Source organism: Actinomyces sp. HMSC08A09 (assembly GCF_001807465.1).
Taxonomy (GTDB): Bacteria; Actinomycetota; Actinomycetes; order Actinomycetales; family Actinomycetaceae; genus Actinomyces; species Actinomyces oris.
In genome coordinates this window covers 90260-115898 of sequence record NZ_KV789096.1, presented here as the reverse complement: position 1 = coordinate 115898, position 25639 = coordinate 90260, and the positions used below count along the sequence as shown (strand labels likewise).

At 68.1% G+C, this 25639-nt stretch carries 17 protein-coding genes; 8 read left to right on the top strand and 9 right to left on the bottom strand.

The window, feature by feature from the left end; all coding sequences use genetic code 11:
• Positions 1–416: 416 nt before the first annotated feature.
• From cas2 to cas7u, 6 genes are all read right to left on the bottom strand, one after another.
• Positions 417–716 carry a CRISPR-associated endonuclease Cas2 gene (cas2, locus tag HMPREF3165_RS04105; RefSeq protein ID WP_070511018.1) on the bottom strand — a complete coding sequence of 100 codons (300 nt, stop codon included), beginning with the start codon at positions 714–716 and terminating at the stop codon, positions 417–419.
• The gene (locus HMPREF3165_RS04100; protein ID WP_070511016.1) at positions 716–2323 is read right to left on the bottom strand and encodes a CRISPR-associated endonuclease Cas4/Cas1; all 1608 of its coding nucleotides are present in this window, start codon (positions 2321–2323) and stop codon (positions 716–718) included. Before HMPREF3165_RS04100 ends, cas2 begins: the two co-directional genes overlap by 1 nt.
• A 204-nt stretch (positions 2324–2527) precedes the next feature.
• Positions 2528–3559, bottom strand: coding sequence for a hypothetical protein (locus HMPREF3165_RS04095; RefSeq protein ID WP_070511073.1), 1032 nt, complete (start codon positions 3557–3559; stop codon positions 2528–2530).
• On the bottom strand, positions 3559–6246 hold the full coding sequence (locus tag HMPREF3165_RS04090; protein WP_070511014.1) for a type I-G CRISPR-associated helicase/endonuclease Cas3g: 2688 nt from the start codon (positions 6244–6246) through the stop codon (positions 3559–3561). Before HMPREF3165_RS04090 ends, HMPREF3165_RS04095 begins: the two co-directional genes overlap by 1 nt.
• On the bottom strand, positions 6243–7808 hold the full coding sequence (gene csb2, locus HMPREF3165_RS04085) for a type I-G CRISPR-associated protein Csb2 (protein ID WP_070511012.1): 1566 nt from the start codon (positions 7806–7808) through the stop codon (positions 6243–6245). Before csb2 ends, HMPREF3165_RS04090 begins: the two co-directional genes overlap by 4 nt.
• Positions 7808–8995 (bottom strand): type I-G CRISPR-associated RAMP protein Csb1/Cas7g, encoded by a 1188-nt coding sequence (cas7u, locus tag HMPREF3165_RS04080; protein WP_070511011.1) that lies wholly within the window; start codon positions 8993–8995, stop codon positions 7808–7810. The genes csb2 and cas7u overlap by 1 nt, the downstream gene beginning before the upstream one ends.
• Positions 8996–9151: 156 nt before the next feature.
• On the opposite strand from cas7u, the gene HMPREF3165_RS04075 reads away from it, so the two are divergent.
• Positions 9152–9517 carry a DUF5655 domain-containing protein gene (locus HMPREF3165_RS04075; RefSeq protein WP_070511009.1) on the top strand — a complete coding sequence of 122 codons (366 nt, stop codon included), beginning with the start codon at positions 9152–9154 and terminating at the stop codon, positions 9515–9517.
• A gap of 195 nt (positions 9518–9712) precedes the next feature.
• Here HMPREF3165_RS04075 and HMPREF3165_RS04070 read toward each other — a convergent pair whose 3' ends face one another.
• Positions 9713–10009: a hypothetical protein gene (locus tag HMPREF3165_RS04070; RefSeq protein ID WP_070511007.1), complete on the bottom strand. Its 297-nt coding sequence runs from the start codon at positions 10007–10009 to the stop codon at positions 9713–9715.
• Between the two features lie 410 nt (positions 10010–10419).
• On the opposite strand from HMPREF3165_RS04070, the gene mnmA reads away from it, so the two are divergent.
• The gene (gene mnmA / locus HMPREF3165_RS04065; protein ID WP_070511005.1) at positions 10420–11607 is read left to right on the top strand and encodes a tRNA 2-thiouridine(34) synthase MnmA; all 1188 of its coding nucleotides are present in this window, start codon (positions 10420–10422) and stop codon (positions 11605–11607) included.
• Between the two features lie 142 nt (positions 11608–11749).
• Entirely contained in the window at positions 11750–14062 is a 2313-nt protein-coding gene (locus tag HMPREF3165_RS04060; RefSeq protein WP_070511003.1) for a hypothetical protein, read from the top strand.
• An 86-nt stretch (positions 14063–14148) separates the two neighbouring features.
• On the opposite strand, the gene HMPREF3165_RS04055 is transcribed toward HMPREF3165_RS04060, so the two are convergent.
• Positions 14149–15129, bottom strand: coding sequence for an electron transfer flavoprotein subunit alpha/FixB family protein (locus HMPREF3165_RS04055; RefSeq protein ID WP_070511001.1), 981 nt, complete (start codon positions 15127–15129; stop codon positions 14149–14151).
• A 97-nt stretch (positions 15130–15226) separates the two neighbouring features.
• On the bottom strand, positions 15227–15985 hold the full coding sequence (locus tag HMPREF3165_RS04050) for an electron transfer flavoprotein subunit beta/FixA family protein (RefSeq protein WP_043538137.1): 759 nt from the start codon (positions 15983–15985) through the stop codon (positions 15227–15229).
• A 203-nt stretch (positions 15986–16188) separates the two neighbouring features.
• On the opposite strand from HMPREF3165_RS04050, the gene glgX reads away from it, so the two are divergent.
• From glgX to HMPREF3165_RS04025, 5 genes are all read left to right on the top strand, one after another.
• Positions 16189–18582: a glycogen debranching protein GlgX gene (gene glgX / locus HMPREF3165_RS04045; RefSeq protein WP_009407358.1), complete on the top strand. Its 2394-nt coding sequence runs from the start codon at positions 16189–16191 to the stop codon at positions 18580–18582.
• Between the two features lie 70 nt (positions 18583–18652).
• On the top strand, positions 18653–19765 hold the full coding sequence (gene trpS / locus HMPREF3165_RS04040; RefSeq protein ID WP_070510999.1) for a tryptophan--tRNA ligase: 1113 nt from the start codon (positions 18653–18655) through the stop codon (positions 19763–19765).
• A gap of 132 nt (positions 19766–19897) precedes the next feature.
• Positions 19898–22057, top strand: a complete 2160-nt coding sequence (locus HMPREF3165_RS04035) for an alpha-1,4-glucan--maltose-1-phosphate maltosyltransferase (RefSeq protein ID WP_305366987.1) — start codon at positions 19898–19900, stop codon at positions 22055–22057.
• 11 nt (positions 22058–22068) lie between these two features.
• On the top strand, positions 22069–23991 hold the full coding sequence (gene treS, locus HMPREF3165_RS04030; RefSeq protein ID WP_070511071.1) for a maltose alpha-D-glucosyltransferase: 1923 nt from the start codon (positions 22069–22071) through the stop codon (positions 23989–23991).
• Complete coding sequence (locus HMPREF3165_RS04025) at positions 23991–25598, top strand: phosphotransferase (RefSeq protein ID WP_070510996.1); 1608 nt, start codon at positions 23991–23993, stop codon at positions 25596–25598. The genes treS and HMPREF3165_RS04025 overlap by 1 nt, the downstream gene beginning before the upstream one ends.
• Positions 25599–25639 lie beyond the last annotated feature (41 nt).

The following is a 25639-nucleotide window of genomic DNA, read 5'->3' as shown; positions in this document are numbered from 1 at the left end:
GAAGTGCAGTTCCCGAAGGAACTGCGACCTATCGCAGCCGACGCGGCTTCCATCCTCTTCGAGCCTCAATGAAGTGCAGTTCCCGAAGGAACTGCGACCCCTGCGTAGCCTGAACGGTTGCGCGCATATTGTTGCCTCAATGAAGTGCAGTTCCCGAAGGAACTGCGACTCCGGCACGTTCGTGGGCACCTGGACCGGCGACCAGCCTTAATGAAGTGCAGTTCCCGAAGGAACTGCGACGGTCCGCTCAGTATAGCCCGCCACCACGCCCATCTGAGGAGGCTTCGCGAGCGCTCCGCGCTCGGACTCCCGCTCAGCCACCCCACTCCTCACCCCACCTCACAGATTCCTCGCCGTTTCAACGTTCTACCGCTGCGAGCACTGCCCGGGGATCCTCGAGCACCGGAGCGCTCGCATCAGGCAATAAGCGGCCCCTCTGGCGTGATCGTCCTGGTCAGGCCGACATAGGAGAATCGTTGTTCATCGACTGAGGACAGCGGGCCGACGTCGCACAGGAGCACGGAGTCCTCGTCCGTCTTGATAACTCTTTCCAGCTCGCCCCGCATCCGCAGGAGCTTGGCCGGCGCCGCATCCACGACGAACACGGAGTACTGGATGCGGTCCCCGTACTTCAACAGAGTCTTCGCCGCCCGCGTTCGGCGCCGGTCGGACGGGACATCGTAGGCCACGAGAACACGTCTGACATCATCACGCATCAGCGCACCGTCACTCCCTTGTAGGCCGCTTGAGTCCCGTCGATGGTCCCGAGCACGAGTCGCGCCTGGACCTCAATGGCTCGCCGCCAGGTGACGTCGTAACCAAAGACCGGGTGTCGGAAGGAAGTCTCGATGCGGCGCTCGAACCCGGAGATCAGCTGTTTGCGCCCGCGATCCGTCATCCTGCAACTTCCCATCTCTACTGAAAAGTCCTGCTCGGTCAGTTCACCGTTGCGAAAGGCACGCACGACAACAGAATCTGCCACCGGCGCCCTGAACTCCTCCATGAGGTCGAGCGCCAGGGCGGGCTTGTTACGGGAACTGGAGTGAAGGAAACCGGCATGTGGATCCAGACCGCAGGCCACCAGTGAGCGAATACAGTCTCCTAGAAGCAGGGCGTAGGTGTAGTCCAGGGCCGCATTGGCGGGGTCGGGCGCTGGTCGGCGTCGTCTTCCCCTCCACCGGGAGGCTGCAAAGGCCGCCGTATTTCCAGTGAGCATCGTCGGGAAGGAATCGAAGTAGAGCCCGGCAGCTTCACCCTCAACCCCAAGCAAGTCCGCCAACGACGGCGCGCAGACGGCGTCACGTTGCAGGCGACGCATCCGCTCCACTGCATCAGCGGCCTCACCGTTGCGCCGAAGCAGCGTCGCCTGGTTCGCGATCTTTGCTGAGACCATCTGCTGGGCGATGTCCAGCCGCCCCTCGGCGCTGGCAACATGCTGGCGCACACGCTGGAGCCCGTTAGGAGAGTCCGCGCCCTGCGACCAGCCGATCACTCGACCGGACCACGAGCACCACACCACACACCGGTCGCGCCAGCACAACTCACGCAGCAGAGCCGAGGAGACGTCGACATTCCCATGGACCACCAGACCGAGTACCCGTTCAATCGGCACTCTGAGAAGACGCTCTCCGGCTTTAGTGACCTCGACTCGTCCACTGTTGAGAGACGCCCTCGATCCTGCAGTGGCCGCGTGGAGGATCTGGGCGTCGGGGGCGGAGGCGACAACCCGCCGCCGGGCGTTCTCATATCGATGTTCAGAAGGCAGACACACCGAAACGTGGGAGCACCACTGGCATCGACAGTCATCATCAGGGGGCTCAGGCACCTGCGGTGCCCCAATCAGACGACGCGTACGTGCGACCGCTTCTTCGGCCCGAGCGAAGTCAGCATCGGTCAAGGCGACCTCCACTCGCCGGCGATGCCCGGTGAAGTAGACCTCTGCCCCTTGGACCTCTCGCCCCATCTCCTTGAGACAAAGAGTCTGAAGCGCGAGCTGGAGCCGGTTGGCGTAGGTGACTTCAGGGCGGCGCCGTACCGGAGTGGCCTTGTACTCCACAACGGTCAGCGGACCATCATCCGCACCCTCGATGACGTCACAACGCCCGGATAGCCCAAGGCGCTCTGAGCGCACGTTCACCGCCCGATGTTCGTTCGCTCTGCTCTCCGCGGCATTGTCTACGCGCCGATGAGCGTCCAGTCCAGTTTGCATCTGCATGGTGTCCGTTTTCTCCCCCACCGATTCGAGCCAGGCTCGCCTCGGGCAGTAGACGGTATGCACCACGAGACCGATCGGAATCGGGTCCAATACCACGCTAGCCTCCATAATCTGTCTCCTTTGACAGATATAACGGTGGCGATACGTCAGCCCACCACCTGGGCGCGCCCTGAGGAACCTTCAGGACATAGGTCGGAACGGCAAAGAATTCACCGCATTGGTGGGCGCCCACACAGGCAACCGTGCCGGCGCCCACCATGCATGACTGCCAGCCGCCCTGGCGCTCCGATTCAAGGACGGCCGGTTCCTCGTTCAGTTCAGCGCCTCCAGCCTCCCCGCACCCAGCGAACGCTCCGGAGCATTGGGGTTATCACTGACGTTGACATGGAACGTCAGGGTCGCTCGGGCACCGTGCGCTGCAAGCCACGCACATGCCGATCTCGCTGCAGCAGCCGATTCCCTGCTCGTCGCAGCCTGAATGACCTGTTCTGAGACCACCACTGCCTGCCACCTTCCCAGCGTATGAGCCCCGACGAGTACTGGGAGCACCAGGTGCATCGGGGTGAACTTGCCAATCGGCACTGCCCCGGCGGTGACGGAGGCCCCCATGAGTCGGTGGATGACAGGGAACGACGAGATCCCCCACAGAGCACACCAGGCGAGCGCACTGTCGGTAAACCGTGGCGAGGTCAGCCCAGTCGCAGTCCTGGACTCGTCCGAGCGCTTCCCTTTGTAAGCCTCATCCTTGACGCTCTGGCCAATGAGCCCAGAGGCAATGGCACTAGCATCCCGATCGGCGACAATCTGAGCTAGCTGTCGCAGTCGGTTGCGAATGAAGTCCTCACCACGGTTACGCGTCTTCATCTCCCATCGGTTTGCCCCCTCATCCGGTCTAGGACCGTTGTTGGCAAAACGCCAGTAGGCAGGTTCCCCTAGCGCTCCTATCAGTTCAAGATCAATGTCACGCTTGAGTTGTTCTTTGTCCTCCACCTCGTGATCGACCCTTTGCAACCGCTCAGTCTGCAGAGACCGCCACTGTGGTAGAGACTGAGGCGCTTTCACCCGCGGACTGAAGAGGGCGCTATTTCCGTTCCAAGGCGCGGCTTGAAGATTGCAGTCAATCCAGCTTCCCGAAACCGAACGTGCCGTGGCGTGCTCATGAACAGCAACCGCGACGGCCTCGTCGTCGTAGCCGTCGGCGGTGACAACCATCTGAGGCTCAGCAGCGTCAGTCCAGCCGAGCCGGACGCGCTCGGCTCCGTCACCTTCCAGGATGAGCGCCAGTCCAAGCCCGGCGAAGGTGGTCAGCGCACTGGTGATCTCTCCGCTAAGGATCATCCCCATCACTTCCCTTCCCTGGAGATCGTGCAGTCGGCGGCACGCAGCAGTGCCTCGAGGTAGGCGGTCCCCCAATGACCCCACTGCCTGTCGGTGCGGTCAATCAGGGACTCCCACTCGCCTTCACCCACCAGCTCCTCCAAGGCATCGGCATGGTCTGGGCCCGCAGTGGTCGGGTCGTGGTCGAACAGGGGCCTGCCACGACCATGACTGGTTCCCACCAGCCTGGTAACCAGGTCCCGTAGCTCCCGCTCGACGCCGTTGGGCTCAGTCTGCTCCCAGTAGGCGGCCGCGGAGGCCAACTCATGGCGCCATCCCGCGGGGAGTCCAGCATCGGCCCATGCGCGGCGCACGGCCGCCAGCGATGTACTGCGGCCCCCGCTCTTGGCAAGCACCTCCCTGCCATCGGGATCACCCCGCCACAGGAGCCTCTGGAAACGAGCATCGTTCTTTCCGACGTCGTGCCAGACCCCGGCCTCAGTCAAGGCCGTCGCAGGCATCGACTCAATACCGATGCCGCCGGCCAGCGCCTCCGCACGGGCGGCGACCGCCGCGTTGTGGTCCGCAAGGAGCACCCGGTGGCTCACGGACCAGGTGGAACGGTCGTCGGAATCATCGTCCGGTGTCACGGTGCTGCGCCTCACCATCCATGCCGGTACGTCGCCCTCATCCCGACCTGGAGACCACACCACTGTCTCCCCCGGAAACATGTCACTCAGCTCATCCGGTTCCAGATCCGCCAGCCAGCGCAACTCATCGGAAGCGGTCACGACGTCGACAACACCGTCAAGTTCCCCGTGGGGAACCGGCTCGCCCCGTTCCCCACCAGCGTCTGTGACAACTCCGGAGGTCAGAAGCGGTATCGAGGCATCCAGAATGAGGAGGTCGCCGGGGCGAAGCGCACGAGACGCGTTCTTGCCTCCCCCTTCATCCTCGAGAATTATCGTCTGCCACTGGGACAGGATCGCCCCGTCTCGCCACAACACCGACCGACCCAAAGGATGGTCCGTATGCTCTCTCAGCCGCTGCACCACCTTCCGCGCGGTGGCGATGGTCATGGGGTAGACCTCGCAGTCCTGCGGAGGCACCTCAGTCACCAAGGTCTCGCACGCCGTCACCTCAGGCAGATCCTTCAGATCCCTCAGGACAAGACCCACTGTTCCGGTCTCGGGGTCGAGGTCATCACGGATCCACAGATCGAGCTCCGGTTCGACGACGAGCCTCATCGACGTCTTCGACCACAGGGCCGCATCCCAGGGCTCAGGCCTCTGGTACAGCAGGCGGCGCGAGGACTCCGCGGGTGGTGCTTTCAACTTCTCGCTGACCGCGAGAGGAGACAGGTCGCCGTCATCGGCACGGTCCAGAATCCAGGTGCGAGCGGCGAGCAGGTCATCCTTCCGGTACGGCAGTGCGTCTTTGCTCAACGCTGCTTCCCTCGGAGGGCCGATGACGGTGAACCATGCGCGGTCACGCCGCCCCAGCCGGTTGACCCGGCCGGCACGTTGAGCCAGGGCACTAGCGGAGGCGAGCTCAGTCACCATATGGGTCAGGTCCAGGTCGACCCCTACCTCGATGGTTTGGGTTGCTACGAGGACGTCCACGCCCTGTGCCCCTGAGACATCGAAGAGTCCAGGCTCCTCCCTCCTCATACGTTCCAGGTCCCAGGGGCGCATGCGCCCCACCCACAGCCGGCAGTTCAGCCCCTGCTCGTCGAGGGCCTTCGCCACCTGAACTGCGCTGTCCACTCGGTTGAGGACACACCCCACCGTCCGAGGGCCGTCGGGGAGGAGCTCGCGCGCATCCTCAACAGCGGCGAGCACCCGAGAGACAAACTCATCGCGATAGGCCTTCGTCATCTTCCCGTTGATAGGCCATTCGGTCGTCTCCACGTACCGAGGCGACTTAGGTGCCCGTACCCGAGCGGCCAACCGGACGTCATGAGCCAACGACTCCGTTGTGACGCCGATGATGTCCGTCGCGTCACCCGAGGGCGTGGCCGTCATCTCCACAGTCTGGAGCGTCGGGATTCCGAGCCGCTGCGCACTTGGAACGCACAACTGCCCCACCCTCCGCGCAGTCACAAGGATCTGGCGGCTTAGGTGGGCCTCATCAACCACCACCGCAGTATCGAGGGCCAGCATCCCCGCCAGCCGGGGGCGCGCCAGCCGGGATGCTCCGTAGGAGCGGAACAGCAGGCTTGAGGCCCACATCGCTGGGGTCATGCACAGCACGGCGCACGCCTCCGGGGCATTGAGCCAGGCCCGATCTGTGGCCGCCGCGCCACGCATGGTGGCGGTGACCAGCGGTGCACGGTCCTCGGCCTCAAACACACGCAGCCCCACCAGAGCGTCACGTACGCGACTGAGGATCGAGTCATCCGCGGGTGCTTCCTCCAGGAGGCACCGTATCCTTGCCGCGCGCGCGGCATGAGAGTCGGTCAGCGCCCTGCGGTTGACCACCACGGCCAGTCTTCTGGGGACACGCTCCGCGGCACCAACCGCGAACAGAGCCACTGCGAAGACGTGCATCTCCACAACCGATGACTTGCCGGCGCCTGTCGGCGCAACGATCTGCTCCGGCCAGGTCCCGGTATTCACCAGGTGCCTCAGCAGATCCTCCTGCCACGAGAACGGCCGCTTCCCAACTCCGTGAACCGCCTCGAAGAAGTCTCCGAAGTCCTCAATGGCTATCATGGCCGCCTCCCCAACACGTTCTGCGCCAGTTCGGTGGGCAGATCAGCCGGTACCAGCAGCCCCCCGCCCAGGTGGCGGCTCTGCCCGACGGCGGCCAACCCCGTATCCGCCAAGAGGTCCCCAGCGCTGATGAGCGCCGTGTAGGGCTGAGCGGTGACGCCCTGCGGCATCTTGTGGACGTATAAGCTCGGATTTCTCGTGACACGGTGGCGCCACATCACTCCTGCTCCACGTTCACGTACCTGGGCCACCAATGAGCGGTAGCCCTGGGTGCCTTTGGGAACAGCATCGAAGCGATCGCGCCAGACGAATCCGAGGGACAGGAGGATCGCGTCCTCGAAGGTCCAGTCCCCTCGCTGACGAGTCACCTCCGGCACGGCCACCGGTGTCGGGGACCACAGACGCCGCGTTCCCTGAGCAGGTGGGCGCCAAAAGCCCTGTGCGTCGAAGACCTCCCCTACCGGACGCAATCTCGCCGGCGCCTCATCTCTGCGGTAGTTCAACCGAGTCATCCCCGCCAGGGCTCTGAGGACGACTCCCTCGTCGTCGTCGCTGACATCGGAGGGCAGCATGACGAGGAAGGCACCTGGAACGTCGAGCTCCGTTCCGACCACTGACTGAGCGAGCACAGACGCGGGAACGTACTGGATAGCCAGCCGATTGGCTGGCCTTGTCAGCCCTTCGTGGTATCGCCCGGTGACGAGCGCAGGTGCCCCATCACCAATACGGGCCACAAGCGCCCGGTGGAAGGCAACGCACCAGCTCACCCTGCGTTCCGGGGTGATTTCCCGCCCGGTACCGTCGTCGGCCAAGAAGATCAGGACATCACTCCAAGGAGAATGATCGCCATCGGGACGTCTCAACGATCCCACCTCCGCATACCTGGCGGTTCGCAAGCACTCCTCGGAGGTGGGGAATGCCCTGACGGAATCTCCCGAGGGACGGAACCTGTCTGCGGATGCAGTCGGGGCTTGAGGCGGCCGGGACTGAGAATGCAGCTCGCGGAGCACGCGGGTTCGCCCTGGTGCGGGAATCTGCACGCGCAGCCCCCCAGGAGTGAAGGCGGTTGCGGCAGAGTCAAGTCGCCAGTTCGCCTCCACCGTCTCGATGCTCATGACCACGGGACTGTCCATCTCCCCTAGACACGGCACGTCCTCGCACAACCGAGAGAGCGCGTCACGAACACCGTCTGGCATGTCATCCCAGAGCCAGCCGATCTCACCATTGATCGCGTAGCCGTCGGAGATGGCTTTGGCAGCGGTCTTAGGCTGATCCTTCTCGATCGTGCCCGTCTTCCGGTAGGCGACTCTATTGCCTGACTGAACTGGAGCCATGCTCGGGATATGCAGACCGTGAGGAGGGTGTTTCTCCAACCAGGTCAACGCCTCATCGATATCAGGGGCCACCTGGCCATCAGTGCCCGCAGTGACCCCGGTATGGGAGGCACTCACGAAGGCAGAGAACAACCGAGCCGGCGAAGGGAACGGCTCGGGGCTGCCGTCTGCTGCATGCCCGTGGTAGACACCGAGCGGAAAGTGCGCGGTAACACTAGCAGGAGCCATCAGTCATCCTGCGCGTCGTCAGCCGCAGCGTTCAGAATCGCCGGGTTGCCCTCAACGACGAGGACCGAACCATCCCAGGTCAGGTTCGCCTCTTGAGTAGCATGGTCAATGGCGGCGCTCAGTAACTCCTGAGCCTGGTCGATGCTCAGTGGCTCGAAGCCCTCCTTCTGCCCGTAGCGCTTGTCCAGGGCGACGACCGCGGGGCCGGTCTCCACCAGGTCGCAGTTGGCCCGTAGGAGGAGCTCGGCGTCGGAACGCGCCAAGCCGTTGAGCGCCAGTGCGGCCAGCAGCGCTCGACAGGCGACGTCGCCTTCCGGCGTCGGAGAGTCGAAGCGCAGGGCACGAAGCGCGGCAAAGCTGAGCACATGGGAACGAATGATCGCCTGACAGGTGACACCGCCGAGCTGCTCCAGTGACGGCGGAATACCGCCAAGTCCCAGGGTCGATGCCTTCCCGTTCTTACCGGAAGCACTCTTATGTGTGCTCGCAGACAACTCGTGCTTCTGAGCCTCAGCAATCGCCTTGCGCTCCTTGTCCCCCAGATCGATCCGCATCCCCACGGGGTCAATGCGTGCTCCTCCGCGCTTGGACTGGTTGGCCTCCGGGCCCCCTTCCTGGTCCGCGAGGATGCCGATGATTTCGCCAACGAGGATGCTGCGGTAACGCCCTTGGTGAGTCTTGCGACTGGCGTCCCAGCCGCCGAGCAGAAGTGTCATCGGGCTGCGCTCCAACAACGGGCGCGCATGGTTCACCGTGGCATCACGGAGCTTTCGAAACTCCTGAACCGAGGTCACCGGTTCTCCGTTGATGGTGCCGGCTCGGATCTGCCCGTCGAAGGCCCGGTGCGGCAGGTCGAGGTCGCTGTAGACCTGGCCGTCCTCGAAGCGGAGCTCAATGCGTGGAGTGCGGGTCAGTATGGGGTCCCCATCCGCGATGGCAGCTGACACAGCTGCCTCTAACCTGTTGTTCTGGGACTGCTTGGAGTCGATGAGGACAGCGGTGAAGGCTTCCCCATTCCAGAAGCGCCGCTCATAGGCGAACACGGACTTGCTGCCGGAGACGAACTTGGCCGGAGCGACTGAGGCATGAGGGCCGGCCGCAGGCTCCAAGGGGGTGACTGAGGTCAGGACGCTGGCTCCGCCCGGGCTGCAGGCATCAAGCAGGTGCTCAAGGGTAATCGTTGACATGTAGGGACTCCTCGTTGAGGTAGGTCCGTTTGACCTACGCCTACATCTCTACACCTGCCCTACGACACGAACGCCAGGGCGATGTTGCAGTATGGCCTCAGTGTCCAGTGGCACCCACCGTGATCTGCCCACGACCTCGCAGATGAGGAGCACCGCATGCCCACCACCTCGAACAAGATGATCGGCGACTTCAGCGGTAAGCCGGCATCGAACGCCATGTACGCGGCGATCGAGTCCTACGCCCTCTCGCTCGGTTCCGTCACCAAGCACCTGACGGCCCAGGTGAGCTTCTCCGTCAATCGGAAGTTCCTGTGGGTCTGGGCCTATGAGCGCACGAGCGACGGCACCCTGTTCCTCAACGTGAGGCTCGACCGCCCGGTGGAGGATCCGCACGTCCATCGCGTCGACCAGGTCAGTGCCAACAGATGGAACCACCACGTCGTCGTCAAGACGATGGAGGCCGCACAGAGCGACTGGCTCAGGGACCTCATTCGCGCCGGTCATGAGTTCGCCGCCCGTTGAGCGCCCCTCAACGGCCACGCAGCAGCGCCATGCTGCTGGCCATCCGCTCTGGATCCCGAGTTCTTGGTCATCGGGGACGTACTTGGTGACCGAGGACTGCGATGTCCCCCAAACGACTGGAGTCCGTCAGCAGTCGTGTGGAGGAAAAGTACGTCCTGGGCGGAGAACGCAGTTCTCGATCCAGCGCAGCCCCTCTCACACGCGGTCGACGAACTGGGCGGCGATATCCCGAGGAACGGGGTCCCATTCTTGTGCGTACCTAATGGCTCGCGCACTCCCGTCTCGTCTCCCGGAGTCACGCAGGCGCCGTACCTCGTCCCGATCCAGCGGGCTCTCCGAGAGCATGCGATCGATCGACAGGCTGTAGGTCTGCCGGAAGAACATGCGTTCCTGCTCGCTCTTCGTCATCGGACGCTCTCGACCATCTGCTATCCGCCAGATCGCCACCAGCATGGCGAAAACCACCAAGAAGGCCAACCACGCATCAGACATCGCGACTCCTTTCGTGAACGATGAGGCAAGAGCACCATGAGTACACTGGCACGCACTGCCACGCCTTTGTCGAGTCGAGCCCGACGAACAGCATGACGCCGCTGGGCAGGCGCTGCTGGAACATGCCTGGGCACTACAGTCGTACGCTCACCCGCCACGCTGAGAATGCGCTTGCACTCCCCCGACGGAAGACGAAAAACCCTGAGCATCAACGCTGATCGCACAGGGTCCGGGTGAAGCTGCCGGCGCCAGTGACGCACTCGTCAGGTATGACATCTCCGTCGTCAGCGTCTTCTTTACCGGTCACCACCAGACCCTCTGGGCTCCCCCGGTTGCCCGGCCGTCACCGACCTGCGGTAGCCTGCCACGGCCCGTAGCAACGGCTACCCGTCTGCCTGAAGGAGATCCTCGTGCGCGTCCTGGCCGCCCTGTCCGGTGGAGTCGACTCCGCCGTGGCCGCGGCGCGCGCCGTCGACGCCGGCCATGAGGTCGTGGGCGTCCACATGGCCCTGACCCGCAACCGGGCCCAGACCCGTTCGGGCTCACGCGGCTGCTGCTCCATCGAGGACTCCGCCGACGCCCGCTGGGCCGCCCAGATCCTGGGCATCCCCTTCTACGTGTGGGACCTGTCCGAGGAGTTCGAGGAGCGCGTCGTGGCCGACTTCCTCGACGAGTACCGCGCCGGGCGCACCCCCAACCCCTGCGTGCGCTGCAACGAGCGCGTCAAGTTCGACGCCCTCCTGGAGCGGGCCCTGGCCCTGGGCTTCGACGCCGTCGCCACCGGCCACTACGCGCGCCTGAGCGGCGGCGCCTCCTCCGGCCGCCCCGGGGACACCGAGGGCCTCACGCTGCGCCGCGCCGTCGACGCCGCCAAGGACCAGTCCTACGTCCTGGCGGTCTCCGGCCGCGAGGGCCTGGCGCGGGCCCTCTTCCCCCTGGGTGACGCACCCTCCAAGGCGCAGGTGCGCTCCGAGGCCGAGTCCCGGGGGCTGCCGGTGGCCTCCAAGCCGGACTCCTACGACATCTGTTTCGTGGCCGACGGCGACACCCGCGGTTTCCTGACCCGCTCGCTCGGCGCCAGTGAGGGCACCATGGTCTCCCCCGACGGCGAGGTCCTGGGCACCCACCAGGGCTACTTCGGCTTCACCGTCGGCCAGCGCAAGGGCCTGGGCCTGTCCCGCCCGGCCGAGGACGGCCGCCCCCGCTACGTCATCGAGACGCGTCCGGCCACCAACGAGGTCGTCGTCGGCCCCGAGGAGTTGCTCAGCCGCACCGCGGTCGACGGCGACGGGCTCGTTCTGCTCGCCGACCCCGAGCCGCTCACCACCGGCCCGGACACCGGCATCACCGATTCTGACGGCTCCCCCGCCGTCGGCTGGCAAGAGGCCAGCGTCCAGGTGCGCGCCCACGGCCGCCCGGTCCCGGCGAGGGTCCGCGTCGATGCAGCACAGGGCCTCCTGCACGCCGACCTGGCCGTGCCCCTGCGTGGCGTGGCCGCCGGTCAGAGCCTGGTCATCTACGGCGGCGACGACGGCGACCAGGTCCTGGCCCAGGCGACCGTCGCGTCCGAGCAGTCCCCCAGCCACGCCGTCGCCTGACGTCCCACCCGGGCTGTGCCGGATACGGACATGACGGCACATTCCTACGGACATGTGCCCGCACGACAGGAAGTCTATTCAACCGATCGGTACGAATCTGATTCCGCCTCTCGGCCGGCCCATTTCCTTCTAGGCTGCGGTTATGTCTCCGTCTCCTGACTCCCCTGCTCCTGACTCCCCTGCTCCCGAATCGCCTTCCCCGGAGGCCCCCTCATCCACGACCCCGCCGCCTGCGGCGCCGCCCCAGGGGCCTCCTGCCCTCACCTCACCGCCCCCGCCTCAGCGGCGCCGTCGGGCACGGCTCGGGATCCTCAGCGCCGTCGTCACCCTGGTCCTGGCGCTCGGCGGTGGAGGCATCTGGGCGCTGACGCGCAGCTCCGACCCGCTCTCCATGGTCACGGCCCCGATCCTCCAGGCGCAGCAGGACCTGTCCAACATCGGCAAGGAGCTCGCGGCGGCGCCCTTCGACGCCAACGGCACCACGACGATCACCAGCAAGCAGCTGACGATCCTGCGGGTGATCGCTGATCGACGTGAGGCACTGGTGGCTTTGAACCCGAGCTCATCATCGTCCTACGCCGCGTGGCAGGTCCCCATCCCCGATAATCTGGCTGGCCAGTACCTCGACTGCCGGATGAACGCCAAGACCTTGGACTGCGGTGACCAGATCAGCATCGATCTGGCCTCGGGGATCAACTCCCCCGCCAAGCCCTCAACTGTCTCCGCCGAGGCCCCCACAGCGCCCGCCTCACCGGTTGCACCCCAGCCCAGTGACGCCCGCTCAGCCACTCCCTCCCAGAGCGGGCCCTCGAAGATCCCCAATGGCATGGCCCCCACGAACCCCGTGGGTCCCGCGGCTCCCTCCGCCGCCCCGTCCTCCACTCCTGGCGCACCGGCGTCACCGAGCACGCGGGCCTCGGGACCGGCACCCGCCTCGGTGCGGCTGAGCGACACTCCCGGGGACGGAAAACCCCTGTCGGTCAGCTCCGACGGAACCGTGAGCGTCAACCGGGAGAAGGTCTCGGGACTGAAGCTCGACGGCTCCAAGCCGGTATGGGCGACCCGAGTCGAGGCGCCCCGCAAGCTCGTCAGTGTCAACCTGCCGATGAGCCGTGATGTCTGGGTGGTCAGTGACGGCGTCACCGTGGCCGGCCTGGACGGCAGCAGCGTACTGTGGTCGAGCAAGCTCCCCGAGGGCGCGGGCGCTCTCAACACCTTGGGCACCGAGGTGGTACCCCGCTGGCAGACCAGCAAGGGGGCCCTCGTCATGGCCTACCCGGACTCGCTGCGCGCCCTCGACCCGGTCGACGGGAGCACGATCTGGCGGGTCTCCACCCCGGTGACCTCGTGGGCGGCCGGCGATGGCTACGTCGTGGTCTTCAACGGCTCGACGACGTCGGTCATGACCTTCGACTCCGGCTCGAGCTCGCCCCGCGCCACGGCACTGCCGACCTCGGCCCCGACCTCCGCAGCCAAGCCCGCCCCCAGCCTGGAGGAGCTGGGCGGCACCACCCTCGATGTCCCGACCGTTTGCGCCGACGGCTTCGCCTCCGTGGTCCGCGGCACGACGAAGTCGCAGGTGGTCGAGAAGATGAAGGATGACAAGACCAGCCTCACCTTCTCCAGCGGCACCGCGACCGCGGCGGCGGGCAACGGTCCTGGCGGAAGCAACTTCACCGTCGCGCTGAAGGAGGCGCAGCCGGGCTTCTTCGGCTCCTCCCCGGTGACGGTCGCGGTTCTGGAGTGCAACAGCGGCACCGCTGCGGCCTTCGACGTCATGGCCGCCTACAACGGCGACAAGCAGATGGTCGGCTCCCTCATCATGGAGGGCAGCAACGAGATCGGCTACACTCCGGCAACCCATATGGAGAACCTGCGCGTCGTGGGCGGAACCGTGCTGTTCAACATGCCCCAGCTCATGGTCGCCGGGGACATGGACTGCAAGGCCTGTTCCGGTTCGGGGACGGCCGCCGTCGCCGCTCAGTGGGACGGTGAGTCCCTGGCGCTGTTCGACGTCGTCTACCACCTCCCGACCCAGGACATCCACCGCCCGTCACTGGTCAAGGTTCAGGCCGTCTACGACGCCCTGGCCGCTAAGGAGGACAGTAAGGTCACCGACCAGGTCGACTCCGCGGTGCTCTCCTCCCTGGATGAGCCGGCCGGCTCCACGCAGGCCGGTGACGCCACGGCGCGCAGCGCCTACCTGCCCAAGGGAGGCAAGGTGGCCTCCTGCCTGCTGGCGGGCCCCAAGGACTCGTTGTTCGGGACCATGGTGATCTCTGAGGATCTGGCTCCCGGGTCGATCCTGTGCCCGATCACCTCGGAGGATCAGTCCAAGCCCTGGATGCAGCCGCTTCCCAACCACCGCGCTCAGTTCGAGTACGGGGCCTGGCTCATCCTCACTCCCAGTGAGGACGGCTTCAAGGTCACCGGACTGGGGCACCGGAGGAGCTGACGCCCCGTGCGCGTTGTGGGGGTGCGCCGTCGATGAGACGGGGCACCCCCACAATGTCGTTGAGGACGAGGTCGTTGAGGACGAGCTCAGCCGCGCAGCCTGGCGAGTTCCTCGACGAGCTGGGGCACGACCTCGGTGACGTCGCCGACGACGCCGAAGTCGGCCATCTCGAAGATCGGGGCCTCGGAGTCGTCGCAGATGGCGACGACGGTGCCGGCCCCCTGGATGCCGCTGGTGTGGTGGACGGCGCCGGAGACGCCCAGGCCGATGTACAGGCGCGGGGAGATGGTCTCACCGGTCTGACCGATCTGGGCGCTGCGCTCGATCCAGCCCTCGTCGCAGGCCACGCGGGTGGCTCCCACTGCGGCGTCGAGCGGCTGGGCCAGGGAGCGGACCAGGTCGAAGTCGCCGTCCACTCCTCGGCCGCCCACGACGACGGTGCGCGCCTCGCTCAGGGCGGGACCGGAGGCCACGGAGGTGGCCTCGCGCGAGACGAGGCGCACGGCGGCGGCCTCGGCGCTGACGGGGACCTCGAGGGGCTCGGCCGTCAGGGGTGCGCCCTCGGCCCCGGTGACCTCGGCGATCCCGGGGCGCACGGCGATGATCGGTGCATTGCCGCCCGAGGCGACGCCGGCGGTGGTGGACCAGGAGCCGGACAGGACCAGCTTGGAGGCACGCAGCTCGGTGCCGGCGGCCTCCAGGGCGGTGACGTCGGAGACGCAGGCCGAGCCGAGCACGACGGCGGCCCGCCCGGCCAGCTCCTTGCCGCGGTAGTCGGAGACGACCAGGACCGCGGCGGGCTGGACGGCGCCGACGGCCGCCACGACGGCGTCGGCCGCGGTGGCGGCCAGGTGGGCGGCCTCGCCCAGGTCGGCGGACAGCAGGCGGGTGGCTCCGGCGCCGGCCAGGGCCGCTGAGGCGGCCTCACCCAGAGGCTGGAGGGCCAGGGCGACGACGTCGCCGCTGGTCAGCTCCCGGGCGGCGGTGAGCAGCTCCAGGCTGGGGCCGGTGGGGGCGGCCTCGGTGGTCTCGAGGTCGACGAGGACGAGCAGGGGGGCATCGAGCATGGGAATCAGCTTCTTTCGCGAGTGGTAGGAGGCGGACGGGCGGCGCGACGGCGTCCAGCGCCCCTGCCGGGACGTGGGCGGGCGCTGCGGCCGGCCGTCAGACGAGCTTGTTCTCCACGAGCCAGGCGGCGAGCTCGCGGCCCGCCTCTCCGGCGTCGGTGCGGATGATGCCGGCCTCACGGGCGGGTCGGGCCTCGTCGTCGACGACGGCGACGGCCGGCTCGGCGATCTGAAGGCCGAGCTCGGAAACATCCCAGAAGTCGATGGGCTTCTTCTTCGCGGCGCGCATGGCGGCGAAGTTGGGGTAGCGGGGCTCGTTGGCCTGGTCGGTGACGCTGACGAGCGCGGGCAGCGGCGCACTGAGGACCTCGCGGACGGTGCCCACGGTGCGGGTGACGGTTACGGCGCCGCCGTCGACCTCGAGCCGGTTGGCCAGCGTGACGGCCGGAAGGTGCAGGGCGGCGGCCAGGGCGCCGGGCAGCATGGAGGTCATGGAGTCCAGGGAGGCCATTCCGGTGACGACCAGGTCGACCTCGCCGATGCGCTCGATGGCGGCGGCCAGGACCCGGGCGGTGGTGACGACGTCGGCACCGGCCAGGTCGTCATCGGCCACGACGACCCCGGAGTCGGCCCCCATCTGCAGGGCGCGACGCACCCCGTCCTCAGCATCCTCCGGACCCATGGTCAGGGCGATGACCTCGCCGTCGGCCTCCTCGGCCAGGGCGACGGCGGCCTCGACGGCGTTCTCGTCGAGCTCGTTGAGGACGTCCTCCTCGCCGCGCACGAGGCGACCGTCCTCGATGCGACGCTCGGACTGGACGTCAGGAACGTGCTTGATGCAGACCACGATTCTCATGGGCTCAAGGTTGCCATAACAGCGGCATCTCGCCACTGAGCGCTCAGTCACCCTGACACGGCGTCAGGACAGGGATGAAGACGACGCGATGATGACGAGGCAGTCACAGCGGGTGGGTTGAACGCGACGGGGCGCACTCCCACGAGGGAGACCTCACGTCCCTTCAAGTGGTAGCAACCAGCGGCCGCCAGGACAATGGGCCCATGCCTTCGACGCCAGAGCCCGCTCCAGCACCGCGCGCCGACCTGCCCGCAGCTCCCGACCACGGGCTGGGCGTCACCCTGAACGGAGACGGCGCGGACTTCGCGGTCCACGCCCCGCATGCCACGGCCGTGGACCTGTGCCTGCTGACCATGGATGCCGACGGCGCCGTGGTGGAGGAGACCCGGATCGGGATGCACGGGCCCTCGCGGGGCCTGTGGAGCGCGCACGTCCCCGGCGTCGGTGCCGGTCAGCGCTATAGCTACCGCGCCCACGGCCCCTGGAACCCGCACGAGGGCCTGCTCTACAACCCCCGCAAGCTGCTGCTGGACCCCTACGCCCGGGCCCTGGACGGCCACGTGGACCTGGGGCCGGCCGTCTACGCCCATGAGGTCACCGATGACCTGGTCCCTGCGGCCGAGCCGTGGAGGCCCTCGCGCCTGGACTCGGCCGGAAGCACCGCCGTCGGCGTGGTCACCGGTGACACCTTCCCGGTGGTTCCGGGCCCGCGTGTGCCCCGCGAGCGCGCCGTCATCTATGAGGCCCACGTCAAGGGCCTGACCTACCAGCTGCCCGGGGTGCCCGAGGAGCTGCGCGGCACCTACGCGGGGCTGGCCCACTCGGTGACGGTCGAGCACCTCAAGGCCCTGGGGATCACCACGATCGAGCTGCTGCCGATCCACGCCTCGGTGAGCGAGCCCTTCCTGACCAAGCGGGGCCTGAGCAACTACTGGGGCTACTCCACGCTGAGCTACTTCGCGCCCGAGCCCTCCTACGCCACGGCCGCGGCGCGTGCGGCCGGCCCGCAGGCGGTCCTGGACGAGGTCCGCGGCATGGTCTCCATGCTCCACGAGGCCGGCCTGGAGGTCGTGCTCGACGTCGTCTACAACCACACCTGCGAGGGCGGTGTCGATGGCCCGTCCTTGAGCCTGCGCGGCCTGGACAACCTGGACTACTACCTGCACGCCCCCTACCTACCGGCGCAGTACATGGACGTCACCGGCACCGGCAACACGGTGGACTTCCGGGCCACGGGTGCGATCCGGCTGGTTCTGGACTCGCTGCGCTACTGGGTCACCGAAGTCGGCGTCGACGGCTTCCGCTTCGACCTGGCCACCACCCTGGGGCGCCACGCCGCGGAGTTCTCTCCGCGTCACCCGCTGCTCACGGCGATCGCCACGGACCCGGTGCTCAGCACGGTCAAGCTCATCAGCGAGCCCTGGGACGTGGGGCCCGGCGGCTGGCGCACCGGGCAGTTCCCCGAGCCCTTCCAGGACTGGAACGACCACTTCCGCGACACCACACGCTCCTTCTGGCTGCATGACGCCTCGGAGATCTCCAAGGGCCGTCTGGGCTCGGACCTGCGAGACCTGGCCACGCGCCTGTCGGGCAGCGCGGACCTGTTCAGCCACGGGGAGTTCCCCGGTGGTCGCGGCCCGCTGGGCTCGGTCAACTTCGTGGCCGCGCACGACGGCTTCACCCTGCGCGACCTGGTGGTCTACGACCACAAGCACAATCTGGCCAACAAGGAGGACAACCGGGACGGCAACTCCAACAACCGTTCCTGGAACCACGGTTTCGAGGGGGACGTCGTCGAGGGCATCAACGGCGGCCCGATCGAGGTGCTGCGCCGCCGGTCGATGCGCAACCTGCTGGCCACCGTGCTGCTGAGCGCCGGGACCCCCATGCTGGTGGCCGGTGATGAGATGGGACGCACCCAGCAGGGCAACAACAACTGCTACTGCCAGGACTCCGTGCTCTCCTGGGTGGACTGGAACCTGGAGGTCTGGCAGCGCGACCTGGTCGCCACGACGCGCTTCCTCATCCACCAGCGCCACAGCCACCCGGTGGTGCGCCCCTCGCGCTTCGCGACCGGGCAGGTCCTGGAAGGCGACACGATCGCGGATCTGGCCTGGTACCGGGCGGATGCCGCACCGATGGACGGGGACTCCTGGCACGACCCGCACACTCGCGTCGTCCAGATGCTGCGCTCGGGCCACCCTTGGAACGACGACGACATGCTCGTGGTCATCAACGGCGCCCTGGACCAGGTCGACGTCGTCCTGCCCGAGGGACGCGGGACCGACTGGCACCTGGCCTGGGACTCGACCTGGGCGGTCCCCCAGCCTCACACTGCGCCCTTCTCCCAGGCACGGCGCGTGAGCCGAAGCCCCCAAGACACCCAGGCCGACGTCATCATCGAGACGGACGGCTCCGGCGAGGTCAAGGAGGTCAGGACCACGGCAGCCGAACCCGAGGGCCACACCGCCGAGAGTCTCACGGACTGCCATCACGACCGGCCGGGCGACACGACGATGCTGGAGGCGCTGTCCCTGCGGATCTACTTCTCCGGCGAACCGCTGGAGACCCTGATCCCGGGCGCCGAGGCGCACTGAGCCGGCACCACTGCGCGCGGGGCGGGCCGCCGTCGGCCTGCCGCCGCAGCGCACCCCCTAGGATGAGGGCATGACTCAGACCCCCACCGCGGCCGAGGAGGCCCTGGCCAACGCCACCAATGACGCCTCCCTGGCCCGATCCATCGCCCGCTCCGCCGAGATCGAGGCCGATATCGCCGTCAACCCCGGCCGCTACCGGATGTTCACCGGGGTCCGTCCCACCGGGAACATGCACCTGGGCCACTACTTCGGCACCATGCACTCCTGGAAGACGATCCAGGACGCGGGCGTGGAGACCTGGATCCTCGTGGCCGACTACCAGGTCATCACCGACCGCGACGGCGTGGGCCCCATTCGCGAGCGGGTCCTGTCCCTGGTCACCGATGCCCTGGCGGTGGGCGTGGACCCGCAGCGCTCGACGATCTTCGCCCACTCGGCGGTCCCCGCCCAGAACCAGCTGATGCTGCCCTTCCTGTCCCTGGTCACCGAGTCCGAGCTGCACCGCAACCCCACGGTGAAGTCCGAGCTGGAGGCCACCGACGGGCGGGCCATGAGCGGCCTGATGCTCACCTACCCGGTCCACCAGGCCACCGACATCCTCTTCTGCCAGGCCAACCTCGTGCCCGTCGGCAAGGATCAGCTCCCCCACCTGGAGCAGGCCCGACTCATCGCCCAGCGCTTCGACAAGCGCTACGGGCGGGCGGTCAAGGACCACCCGGTCTTCCGCCGCCCCGAGGCGCTGCTCAGTCAGGCCCCGATGCTGCTGGGCCTGGACGGGGAGAAGATGAGCAAGTCGCGGCACAACACGATCGAGCTGCGCATGAGCGCCGATGAGACCGCCAAGGCCCTCAAGAAGGCCAAGACGGACTCCGAGCGCGTCATCACCTACGACCCGGCCAACCGGCCGGAGGTCTCCAACCTGTTGATGCTGGCCTCCCTGTGCGGGGCGGGCGCTCCCGAGGAGATCGCCGAGCGCATCGGCGACGGCGGAGCGGGCACGCTCAAGAAGGTCACCACGGAGGCCGTCAACGAGTTCTTCTCCCCCATCCGGGCCCGTCGCGCCGAGCTGGCGGCCAACGAGGACTACCTCCTTAAGGTCCTGGGGCAGGGCAACGCCCGGGCCAACGAGGTCGCCAACAGGACGCTCGACGACGTCCGCACCGCCATGCAGATGAACTACTGAGGGCCTGCCGGCCGCTGAGCCGGCCCGCACACCCACCTCGATCGGCCCGGTTCGCGACGCGCGTACCGGGCCGACCCGCGTCCTGCGAGCCGGCATGTGACTCAGGTCGTTTCTCACCGTACTCTTGTTCTTGTGACTCCGAACACGACGCCGAAGGCCGGCAAGAAGCAGCCCACCCGTCCCTCCAAGTCCTCTGCCGCTCCCACCGACGCACCCGCTCAGGGCACCGGGACGCAGACCGCGCCGTCGGGGTCGTCCGCGGCCAGTGCGGCACCGCAGCCGGCCCCGTTCTCGCTGATCGGCCGGATCCCGGTCACCGAGGTCTTCCCCGTCGTCGAGGACGGGCGCTGGCCGGCCAAGGCCGTCGTCGGCGAGGTCATTCCGATCCGCGCCACCGTCTTCCGCGAGGGGCACGACCGCTACGGCGCCACCGCGGTCCTGGTACGTCCTGACGGCAGCGACGGCCCCAGCGCCCGCATGCACGACATCGCCCCGGGGCTGGACCGTTATGAGGCCTCCGTGGCGCCCGACGCCCCCGGGGACTGGCGCTTCCGCGTCGAGGGCTGGTCGGACCCGTACGCCACCTGGAGCCACGACGCCGGCATCAAGGTCCCTGCCGGCATCGACGTCGAGCTCATGCTGGAGGAGGGCGCCCGCGTCCTGGACCGGGCGGTGGCCGTTGAGGGGCGCGACGAGGAGGGCGTCAAGGCCCTCAACGACGCCGTGTGGATCATGCGCGACCCCTCCAACCCCGTGGCCGACCGCCTGGCTGCGGGCATGTCGGACTCGGTCCAGGCCGCCCTGGAGCGCCTGCCGCTGCGCGACCACGTCTCGCCCTCCGCCGAGTACCCCCTCCAGGTGGACCGCGAGCGCGCCCTGACCGGCTCCTGGTATGAGATCTTCCCGCGCTCGCTGGGCTCGGGGGCCGATGAGGACGGCACCTGGCACTCGGGGACGCTTCGCAGCGCGACCGAGCGGCTGGACCGCATCGCGGCCATGGGCTTCGACGTCCTCTACCTCACGCCCATCTCCCCCATCGGCCTGACCAACCGCAAGGGCCGCAACAACACCCTGACGGCGCGTCCCGGCGACCCCGGCTCCCCTTACGGCATCGGCTCCCCCGACGGCGGCCACGACGCCATCCACCCCGACCTGGGCACCTTCGAGGACTTCGACGCCCTGGTGGCGCGCTCGCGCGAGCTGGGCATGGAGGTGGCCCTGGACCTGGCGCTCCAGTGCTCGCCGGACCACCCGTGGGTGGCCGAGCACCCCGAGTGGTTCACGGTCCTGGCCGACGGCTCGATCGCCTACGCCGAGAACCCGCCCAAGAAGTACCAGGACATCTACCCGCTCAACTTCGACAACGACCCCGAGGGCATCTACCAGGCGATCCTGGAGGTCGTGCGCACCTGGATCGCGCACGGGGTGACGATCTTCCGGGTGGACAACCCCCACACCAAGCCCCTGACCTTCTGGCAGCGGCTCATCGCCGAGATCCACGCCGAGTCCCCCGAGGTGCTGTTCCTGGCCGAGGCCTTCACCCGCCCCGCCATGATGCGCACCCTGGGCATGATCGGCTTCCACCAGTCCTACACCTACTTCGCCTGGCGCAACACCAAGGACGAGCTCATCGAGTACATGATGGAGCTCAGCAAGGACACCGCCCACCTGCTGCGTCCGGCCTTCTGGCCCACGACGCACGACATCCTCACCCCCTTCATGACCAACGGGAAGGTGCCGGCCTTCAAGCTGCGCGCCGTCCTGGCGGCCACGCTCAGCCCGACCTGGGGCATCTACTCGGGCTACGAGCTGGCCGAGTCCACACCGCGGCCGGGCTACGAGGAGCAGATCGACAACGAGAAGTACGAGTACAAGCCGCGTGACTTCGCCGCCGCTCGCCGCAACGGCATCGAGGATCTCCTCACGCGCCTCAACGCCGCCCGGGCCGCTCACCCCGCGCTGCGCCAGCTGCGGGACATCTACTTCCACCCCACCAGCGACGACCAGATCCTCGCCTACTCCAAGCGGGTGGACGCCTTCCACAGCCCCACGGGCAGGGACGACGTCGTTCTGACGGTGGTCAACCTCGACCCGCACGGGGCGAGGGCCGGCGAGGTCTACCTCAACCTGGAGGCCCTGGGCCTGCCGGGCTGGGTGGACGCCTCGCGCCCGGTGGTGCGGGTGACCGACGCGCTCACCGGAGACTCCTACGAGTGGTCGGGGCAGAACTATGTGCGCCTCGACCCCTTCGCCGGGCAGGTCGCCCACGTCTTCTCCGTGGAGCCGCTGTGAGCACCGATCCGATGAGTACTGCCCAGGCGCCCCCCGGCAGCGAGGCGCCGGCCGCAGCGCCGGGTGGAGCCTTCGGCCAGCCCGCGGCGGGCGTGCCCGTCACGGCGCCCGTGGCGGCCCAGATGTCGACGATCCCCACCCCCAGCGGCGGGATCCCCATGCCGCTGGCGGTGGCCCCGCCGATCCCCGGGGTGCCGGCCCTGCCGGCCCAGGCCCGCCCCGGCCTGAGCCCGGACCCCGAGTGGTTCCGCACGGCGGTCTTCTACGAGGCGCTACTGCGCTCCTTCGCCGACTCCGACGGCGACGGCGTCGGAGACCTGCGCGGGCTCATCTCCCGCCTGGACTACCTGGCGTGGCTGGGCGTGGACTGCGTGTGGATCCCGCCGTTCTACCCCTCGCCCGTGCGCGACGGCGGCTACGACATCTCCGACTACACGGCCATCGACCCGCGCTACGGGACGATGGAGGACTTCCGCGAGCTGGTCCACCAGGCCCATCAGCGCGGGATCCGCATCATCATCGACATGGTCGTCAACCACACCTCGGACGCCCACCCCTGGTTCCAGGCCTCCCGCTCGGACCCCGAGGGCCCTTACGGGGACTTCTACGTGTGGGCCGACGACGACTCCGGCTACGACGACGCCCGCATCATCTTCGTGGACACCGAGGAGTCCAACTGGGCCTACGACGTCGAGCGCGGCCAGTTCTACTGGCACCGCTTCTTCTCCCACCAGCCCGACCTCAACTACCGCAACCCGGCGGTCATCGAGGCGATCCACGACGTCATCCGCTTCTGGGCGCGCACCGGGGTGGACGGCTTCCGCCTCGACGCCATCCCCTACCTGACCGAGTCGGAGGGCACCAACTGCGAGAACCTGGCCGGCACCCACGAGATCATCGCCGGGATCCGTCAGATGCTCGACCGGGAGTTCCCCGGGACCATCACGCTGGCCGAGGCCAACCAGTGGCCCGAGGACGTCGTGGAGTACTTCGGCACCGAGGAGGCGCCCGAGTGCACCATGTGCTTCCACTTCCCGGTCATGCCGCGCATCTTCTACGCACTGCGGCAGGGCTCGGCCTCGGCCATCCGCTGGGTGCTGGAGAAGACCCCCGACATCCCCGCCCACGGGCAGTGGGGGACCTTCCTGCGCAACCACGATGAGCTGACCCTGGAGATGGTCACCGACGCCGAGCGCGACCAGATGTACGCCTGGTACGCCCCCGAGGAGCGCATGCGCGCCAACATCGGGATCCGGCGCCGCCTGGCCCCACTCCTGGACGCCTCGCGCGCCGAGGTGGAGCTGGCCTACGCCCTGCTCCTGTCGCTGCCGGGCAGCCCCTGTCTCTACTACGGCGACGAGATCGGCATGGGCGAGAACATCTGGCTGGAGGACCGCGACGCCGTGCGCACCCCCATGCAGTGGGACGACTCCCCCAACATGGGCTTCTCCTCAGTGGTCGACCCGGGCGCCCTGACGCTTCCGCTCATCCAGGCCCCCGGCTACGCGCACCTGACGGTGGCCACTGAGATGGCCCGGCCCGACTCGCTGCTGCAGTTCACCCGGCGGATCCTGCACCTGCGCCGCGCCCACCCCGTGCTGGGACGCGGAGGCTTCCTCCTGCGCCCCACCAGCGACGACGCCGTCCTGGCGCACACGCGCTGCGACGACCCCTCGGCGCCGGAGGGGGAGAGCCTCCTGTGCGTCGCCAACCTCTCGGCCACCCCCCGGTCGGTGACGATCGAGGTTCCCGAGCTGGCGGGCAGGGGCACCACGGACCTGTTCGGGGGCTGCGCCTTCCCGCCCGTCGACGACCGAGGCCGCCTCACCCTGACGCTGGGAGCGCGCGGATACTACTGGCTATCCGTTGACAGGACCGAAGCCGACGACGCCCCCCAGGACGACCACGACAACCACCCGACCGAGGAAGTCTGATGCCAAACGAACCGATCTCCGCCGCACCGCAGCCCGCCACCGTGCCAGCACACTCCCTGCGCAGCACCCAGGCCCCGTCGACCTGGCCCACCAATGCCGAGATCCTCGCTGCGCTAGAACCGTGGATGCTCCAACGGCGCTGGTTCCCGCTCAAGGGGGACGCCGCCCCGCCCCTGGGCTCCCTGCGCGTGATCGCCTCCTGGGAGCCGGAGGAGGGGGTGCGAGACCTCGTCATCGCCGCCCTACGGGGCAACCAGGCCGAGACCGGTCACCGCGACGGGATGGTGCTGCTGCACGTGCCAGTGGTCCTGGAGTCCGCCGAGGCGCTCGACTCCTTCGCCACCCCCGGTGAGGCACCCGGCAACCACGGCCTGCTGGTGACCACCGACTCTCAGGGGTCACCCACGCAGGTGGCGCTCGTCGACGGCGCCCACCACCCGGCCTTCTGGCGGGCCTGGGCCCTGAGCACGCTGAAGGCGGGCACCGTCCTGAGCGAGGCCGGAGCCCTGGCCATCGCCCAGCGGGCGCCGAGGCTGCGGGTAACCACCGGGGAGCAGTCCAACACCTCCGTCATCCTGCCGGCCCCCTCCGACCCCGCCGAGGCTCTTGGGGAGCAGGACGCCGCCACCGGCGACCTCATCGTCAAGCTCCTGCGGGTCCTGGAGCACGGGCGCAATCCCGACGTGGAGCTGTCGGTGGCCCTGGCCCGCAGCGGCTGGGACCGGGTGCCCACGCCGGTGGCCTGGTCCACCATGACCTGGACGCGCATGGGCGGCTGCGGCCAGCCCGCCCTGGAGGAGTCCACCGACTCGGCCGTGGCCTGCAGCTTCGTCCCCCGCGCCGACGACGGCTTCGAGCTGTTCTGCTCACTGGCCTCCACCGACGACGTCGACGGACCGGTGCGGGCCCGCGCCGTGGAGCTGGCCCGGGATCTGGGACGCACGACCGCGCAGATGCACCACCACCTGGCCGCCTCCCTGGGCACGAGCCGGCCGCCCTCACCTGCCGAGCTCGCGGCCGCCCTGCGCAAGCGCGCCCGGTGGGCGCTGGAGGAGGTGCCCGAGCTCTCCGGCCACATCCGCGCCCTGGAGCTCAAGGTGGAGCAGGCCTTGGCACGTCTCGAGGAGCTCCCCGCCCTGGAACCGACCACCCGTATCCACGGGGACTACCACCTGGGGCAGGTGCTTCACGAGATCGACGGCCAGCAGCGCTGGTACGTCCTGGACTTCGAGGGCGAGCCCCTGCGCCCCCTGGCCGAGCGATCCGACCCCGATCTTCCGGCCCGGGACGTGGCCGGGATGCTGCGCTCCTTCGACTACGCCGCCGCCGTGGGCAAGGCACCCCACCCCGACTGGCTCCCCGCCGTGCGCTCCGCCTTCGAGGAGGGCTACCGCCTGGGACGCCAGGAGACCGGCTCGCTCGCCCCGTCGCCAGCGGCATCCGGCGACCAGGAGCAGGCCGAGGCCTCGTACCAGACGGTCCTGACCTGCCTGGAGCTGGACAAGGCCCTCTACGAGGCCGTCTACGAGGCCCGCAACCGTCCCGACTGGCTGGGCATCCCCCTGGCGGGGATCGAGTCGGTCCTGTCCAAGCACGCGGAGGGCTGAGCACGCAACGATCCTCCATTCCCCTCATCCCCATCGGTCCG